Here is a 4,783-nt window from a genome sequence, read left to right on the forward strand (position 1 = left end):
GTCCCCGGCCCGTACCCGGCCGCGCCCCGGGGGCGGTCCACCCCCACCTCGGGGCCGCGCCCGTTCCGCCGTCAGGACGTCATCGTGGCGAACACGATGATGTTGTCGACGTAGCTGCGGGCGTTCTGGTCGAACGCGCCGCCACAGGTGACGACCCGCAGCGCGGGCCGGTCGCTCGGGCCGTAGACCAGTTCGGTGGGGAACGCGGTCTTCGGGTACGACTTCACCTCGTCCACGGTGAAGGTGGCGGTGGAGCCGTCCTCCCGGGCGACGTTGATGGTGTCGCCCTTGGTGAGGGAACCGAGGTTGAAGAAGACCGCCGGTCCGAGCTTGGCCGAGTCGACGTGACCGACGATCACCGCGTTGCCGGTCTCGCCCGGGCTGGCGCCCGGGGAGTACCAGCCGGCCTTCATGGCCTGGTCCAGCGGGGGCACCTGGACCGTGCCGTCCGGGTTGGTGCCGAGGCTCATGATGTCGGCCCGCACCCCGATCCGAGGGATCGCGATGGTCGTCGGGGTCGACCGGGGCAGGGCGGCGGGGCCGACGTCCGGGTCCGTCCCGCCGAGGGACCCCGGGAGGTCGGGGGCCGGCTCCACCGGCGCCTGGTCGGTGGCCTGCGTGCCGTCGGGGGAGGCGGTGGCCGGTTCGGCGGGCCCGGTCTGGGCGAGCGGCTGGGGCGGGCGGGGCGGGGGCACGGTCCGGAAGGACGCGCCGATCATGCCGGCACCCGCCATGGCGAGCAGGACGACGACGGCGGCGCCGGCGGCGCGCCACGGTTTCCCGCGACGGCCGCCGGCCCGTGTCGCCGTCCGGTCAGACCAGGTCACTGGTCCGACGCCGACGCAGCAGGACGATGCCACCCAGCGCGGCGGCACCGATCATGCCGGCGCCGCCGGCGGCCATCCCCCGGTCGCTGCTGGTGGTGGTCATGCCACCATCACCGCCGTCGACGTGGCCCCGCGGCAGGACCACCAGTTCGCCCTCGCCGCACGAGCCCTTCAGCTCATACTTGCCCGGGCGCGCGTCCTTGGAGACGGTGGCCTCGCCGAAGTAGACGAAGTCCTTCCCGTGCTCCCAGCTGTCCTCGCCGCGGCCGTAGCCCGACTCGTCACCCTGGCCGTACTCGTCCTGGCCCATCCAGCCACGGTCGGACTTCTCGTCCTTGCCGTGCTCGTCGCGGTCCTTGCCGTCGCGGCCGTGCTGGTCGGCGTCGTCCTGGCCCATCCAGTCACGGTCGGACTTCTCGTCCTTGCCGTGCTCGTCGCGGTCCTTGCCGTCCTTGCCGTGCTCGTCGCGGTCGTTGGCCTCGTCCTGGGCCTTGTGGTCGCGGTCGGACTTCTCGTCCTTGCCGTGCTCGTCGCGGTCCTTGCCGTCGCGGCCGTGCTGGTCGGCGTCGTCCTGGCCCATCCAGTCACGGTCGGACTTCTCGTCCTTGCCGTGCTCGTCGCGGTCCTTGCCGTCCTTGCCGTGCTCGTCGCGGTCGTTGGCCTCGTCCTGGGCCTTGTGGTCGCGGTCGGACTTCTCGTCCTTGCCGTGCTCGTCGCGGTCCTTGCCGTCCTTGCCGTGCTCGTCGCGCTGGTCGGCCTCGTCCTGGCCCTTCCAGCCGCTGCCGTAGTCGGACTCGGCGTCCTGGCCGTACTCGTCGTGGCTCTTCCAGTCGCTGCCGTAGCCCGACTCGTCGCCCTGGCCGTAGCTCTGCCAGTCGCTGCCCTGGTCCCCGGGGGCCGCGGCCATGCCGCCGCCCGCGCCGTCGGCCGGCGGCTGCGGCCAGCCGTTCTCGTCGCCGTGGCCGTCCGGCCCCTTGCCGTGGTCGTCCTTGCCCTGCTCGTCCTTGCCGTGGTCGTCCTTGCCCTTGCCGTGGTCGTCGCGGCCCTGCTCGTCTCCGCGACCCTCCTCGTCGCGGCCGTGCCGGTCCTTGCCGTCGGGGCCCTGGTCCGCGTCCTGCTCGTCGCGGTTCTGCCAGCCCCCCTGCTCGTCGCCGCGGTCGTCCCGGGCCGGGTGAAGCTCGACCTTGCCGGTCACCTTCGACCAGACGAAGGCATGCTCCTGCGCCTCGGGGCAGATCTCCAGGAGCTTGACCTCGTCGCCCGCCTTGACGACGTGCGGCTTGGCGATGACCTTGCCCTCGTCGTCCTGGTGCCCGCCCGCCCAGGCCATACCCGGGGTGAACACCAGAAGGCCCGCGCCGCCCAGGGCGGCACCCGCAACGACCTTCCCGAGCATCTTTTTAGCCATGACCTGCGTCACTCCATCCCTTTTTGTCCTGAGCCCGACGACAGTCGAGCTACGACCGACGTTAGACCGTTTCATGACTTATCTGAGGAAAGATTCGTGTTTAAGAGTTTGGGGGTGATGAGCCGCATAGAAGCTGGTACGCCGCTTTGGCGGGCTTCTCGGGTATCCCCGGACGCTCCGTGTCGTGCCGGGCCCTCCGGGCGTCGTTGGGTCGATCCGGGCGCGGTCGCGCTCGCCCTGCCCGCCCCCGCCGGTCTGCCCACTTTCCCGCCCGGCCCGACGTGCTCGGCCTGGCTGCGCCGTCCGGGTCCGACTTTCACCCGGTGACCCGCGAGTCCGGGTCACTCACCCGGCAAGGCATAGAGCCATTGCCATGGAAGCGCTCCCATGCAAGAATCGCTGCACGCGGTTCGGGGAGCCACACCGCGAGCTCAGACGTCGAGGGCACCGGGTCGACCGGACGGCGTCGGAGAGCCGGCCGGCCACCGTGCCGGTCGCGTCCGCACCACCACCACGCCCGTCCGGGTCGGGCACCCCCGAAGACCCCCGTGGCGCCGACGGCCGTCCTGCCGGACGTCCCGAGGGCCATTTCGCCGGGCCGTACGCGGATCCGGTCTCGCCCAAGGAGATCAGTGGCATGAATCTGTGGAGAAGGCTGTCCGGCCGCAGCCGGACGCTCGCGCTGACCGGCGCCGGCGTCCTGGTCGCCGGCGGGCTGGTGACCCTCCCGGTCACCGCGGCGCAGGCCGCGACCCAGTGCAGCGTGGACTACGTCACCAGTGACTGGCAGGGCGGCTTCACCGCCACCGTGACCATCAAGAACATCGGCGACCCGCTGAGCGCGTGGAACCTCGGCTTCACCTTCCCGAACAGTTCGCAGAAGGTCGTCTCCGGCTGGTCCGCGAAGTGGTCGCAGAGCGGCCAGAACGTCACCGCGACCAACGAGTCCTGGAACGGCACCCTGGCCAGCGGCGCCAGCACCACCCTCGGCTTCAACGGCGCGTGGAGCGGCAGCAACCCGAAGCCGACCTCGTTCACCCTGAACGGCACGGTCTGCAATGGCGGCACGCCCACCACGCCGCCCAGCACCACGCCGCCGCCGACGACGCCCCCGCCCACCACGCCGCCGCCGACCACCCCGCCGCCCACGACGCCGCCGCCCACCACGCCGCCGCCCGGCCAGCGCGTGGACAACCCGTACGCCGGGGTCAAGGGTTACGTGAACCCGGAGTGGAAGGCCAAGGCCGAGTCGGTGTCCGGCGGCAGCCGGGTGTCCAACAACCCGACCGCCGTCTGGATCGACCGGATCGCCGCCATCAACGGCACCCCGAACAGCAGTTCCAACGGGGCGATGGGCGTCCGGGCCCACCTGGACGCCGCGCTCGCCCAGGGCGCCGGCTACATCCAGTTCGTCATCTACAACCTGCCCGGCCGGGACTGCTCGGCGCTCGCCTCCAACGGTGAGCTGGGGCCGGACGAGCTGCCCCGCTACAAGTCCGAGTACATCGACCCGATCGCCGCGATCCAGGCCGACCCGAAGTACGCCAGCCTGCGCATCGTCAACATCATCGAGATCGACTCGCTGCCCAACCTGGTGACCAACACCTCGGGCAACGCCGGCGGCACGGTCATGTGCGACACGGTCAAGGCCAACGGCGCCTACGTGAACGGCGTCGGCTACGCACTGGCCAAGCTCGGCGCGATCGGCAACGTCTACAACTACATCGACGCCGCGCACCACGGCTGGATCGGCTGGGACAGCAACTTCGGCCCGGTCGCCGATCAGCTCAAGGCCGCCGCCGTCGCCTCCGGCAGCACGGTGCACAACGTCGCCGGCTTCATCACCAACACGGCGAACTACTCGGCCCTGAAGGAGCCGTACGTCAAGGTCACCGACACGGTGAACGGCCAGACCGTGCGGCAGTCCAAGTGGATCGACTGGAACCAGTACGTCGACGAGCTCTCGTTCGCCCAGGCCTTCCGGCAGAAGCTGGTCTCGATCGGCTTCGACAGCAACATCGGCATGCTGATCGACACCTCCCGCAACGGTTGGGGCGGCACCGCCCGGCCCACCGGCCCTGGCCCCACCACCAGCGTCGACGCCTACGTCGACGGCGGCCGCATCGACCGCCGCTACCACACCGGCAACTGGTGTAACCAGGCCGGCGCGGGCCTGGGCGAGCGGCCGCGGGCCAACCCCGAGGCGGGCATCGACGCGTACGTGTGGGTGAAGCCCCCGGGCGAGTCGGACGGCTCCAGCACCGAGATCCCGAACAACGAGGGCAAGGGCTTCGACCGGATGTGCGACCCGACGTACACCGGCAACGCCCGCAACGGCAACAACCTGACCGGCGCCCTGCCGAACGCGCCGATCTCCGGCGCCTGGTTCCCGGCCCAGTTCCAGCAGCTCATGCAGAACGCCTACCCGCCGCTCTCCTGATCCGGCGGCCGGCCCACCCGCAGCGGCGGGAGTGAGGCACCGCCGCGCGGGTTCCCCGGGCCCCTGGTCGACGCCCACGTCGGCCGCCGTGCCCTGGATCGCCGGCGC

Annotated in this window: 3 protein-coding genes; 1 reads left to right on the forward strand and 2 read right to left on the reverse strand. The window is 71.4% G+C overall.

Annotation, left to right across the window (positions count from 1 at the left end; all coding sequences use genetic code 11):
- Positions 1 to 71 precede the first annotated feature (71 nt).
- Positions 72 to 719, reverse strand: coding sequence for a class F sortase (locus tag ACWEVO_RS30270; RefSeq protein WP_452310878.1), 648 nt, complete (start codon positions 717 to 719; stop codon positions 72 to 74).
- A 94-nt stretch (positions 720 to 813) separates the two neighbouring features.
- The gene (locus ACWEVO_RS30275; protein ID WP_452310879.1) at positions 814 to 2,235 is read right to left on the reverse strand and encodes a hypothetical protein; all 1,422 of its coding nucleotides are present in this window, start codon (positions 2,233 to 2,235) and stop codon (positions 814 to 816) included.
- Between the two features lie 637 nt (positions 2,236 to 2,872).
- Between ACWEVO_RS30275 and ACWEVO_RS30280 the strand changes: the two genes are divergently transcribed.
- Positions 2,873 to 4,675 carry a glycoside hydrolase family 6 protein gene (locus ACWEVO_RS30280; protein WP_452310880.1) on the forward strand — a complete coding sequence of 601 codons (1,803 nt, stop codon included), beginning with the start codon at positions 2,873 to 2,875 and terminating at the stop codon, positions 4,673 to 4,675.
- The last annotated feature ends 108 nt before the right edge of the window (positions 4,676 to 4,783 follow it).

This window comes from Micromonospora sp. NPDC003776 (assembly GCF_053605645.1).